We start from the raw sequence: 1497 nt of genomic DNA on the forward strand, positions 1-1497 counted from the left end.
GACCTTCAACGGCGGCTCGCAGGCGGTGCTGGTCGAGTTCGCGAAAATCTCCCTTGCCTATCAGATGAAGAAATGAAGCTGCCTGCATCGATGCATGTGTTCCAGCGCGGCTGGCTGTCGTCCAACAACATCCTGTTTACCGGGGGCGCGGAGACGGCGCTGGTCGACAGCGGCTACGTCACCCATTCGGCGCAGACCGTGGCGCTGGTGTTGCATGCCTTGCAGGGCCGGCCGCTGGGCCGCCTGATCAACACGCACCTGCATTCCGATCATTGCGGCGGCAACGCGGCGCTGCAGGACGCGTTCGGCTGCCGCACCGCGATTCCCGCCGCCGAGGCGGACAAGGTGCGCGCCTGGAACGAGGAGGCGCTGACCTATGCCGCGACCGGCCAGTCCTGCGCGCGCTTCGGCTTCGACGAAACCATCGCGCCGGGCGACGTGCTCACGCTGGGCGGCATGGCCTGGCAGGCGCTGGGCGCGCCCGGGCACGATCCGCATTCGCTGATTTTCTATTGCCCCGACGAGCGCATCCTGATTTCCGCCGACGCGCTGTGGGAGAACGGCTTCGGCGTGGTGTTCCCGGAGCTGGAAGGGGAGCCGGGCTTCGCCGAGGTGCGCGCGACGCTGGAACTGATCGCGTCGCTCGACGTGAAGCTGGTGATCCCGGGGCACGGCGCGCCGTTTGCGGACGTGGACAAGGCGCTGCAGACGGCGTTTTCGCGCATCGACTACTTTGTCGCCGATCCGGCGCGCAATGCGCAGAATGCGCTGAAGGTGCTGCTGAAGTTCTTGCTGCTGGAGCGGCAGCGCATGACGCTTGCCGAGGTTGAGGCGCTGTTGGCACGGATGCGCCTGGCGGTGGAGGCGAACCGGCGGTATTTGAACATGTCGGAGACGCAGCTGGCGCAGTGGGCTGTGGCGCAGCTGGTGAAAGCTGGCGCGGCGGAAGTGGTGGATGGGGTGTTGCGGAACCGGGATTGAATTTTACGCAACAGGCAATTCGCTTTTTATCTTCGGTGATGCAACGCCTCGTGATCCTCGCGGAGACTTGCCGGGGGCGGCCCGGCAGCCGCTCACTTTCTTTGTCTCGCCAAAGAAAGTAAGCAAAGAAAGGGGGCCGCCGAGATGCGATAGCGGCTCACAGCGGGAACATCCAAAACCCATCCCCACCCCGGCCCTCCCCTTGAAGGGGAGGGAATTTAGTTGTGATGCCCTGCTCACTTCAACTCGTACTTGGCGTCCGCGAACGAGCGCAGTTCCGGCAAGTCGTCGAACTGCGGCGCGCGCCCCTGCTGCTTGGCCATGAACGATTCGAGCAGGTTGCTGCTCTGCCAGATGCCGGACTGCAGCCAGCCCATCTGCTGCAGCGCGTCGTGCGTCGAGTGGTCGCGCGCATAGTGGATCGCCTGCTTGCTGCCCCAGATCGCGACCGGCGGCTTTGACGCGATTTCGCGCGCCATCTGCAGCGCCGCCTCCAGCATCGCTTCCTGCGTGTCG

At 65.0% G+C, this 1497-nt stretch carries 1 protein-coding gene and 1 pseudogene; one reads left to right on the top strand and one right to left on the bottom strand.

Annotated features, from left to right (window positions below; genetic code table 11):
- Positions 1 to 72 precede the first annotated feature (72 nt).
- Positions 73 to 981, top strand: a complete 909-nt coding sequence (locus A6M56_RS08155; protein ID WP_286758056.1) for an MBL fold metallo-hydrolase — start codon at positions 73 to 75, stop codon at positions 979 to 981.
- A 236-nt stretch (positions 982 to 1217) separates the two neighbouring features.
- Here the strand turns inward: A6M56_RS08155 and A6M56_RS08160 are convergent.
- Positions 1218 to 1497 (bottom strand): annotated as a pseudogene (locus tag A6M56_RS08160) (enoyl-CoA hydratase); the annotation flags it as partial.

The sequence above is a fragment of the Ralstonia sp. RL genome (assembly GCF_001683835.1).
Classification (GTDB): Bacteria; Pseudomonadota; Gammaproteobacteria; order Burkholderiales; family Burkholderiaceae; genus Ralstonia; species Ralstonia mannitolilytica.

Coding starts and splice junctions, on each gene's coding strand:
- A6M56_RS08155 (WP_286758056.1), top strand. CDS start 73: ATGAAGCTGCCTGCATCGATGCATGTGTTCCAGCGCGGCTGGCTGTCG.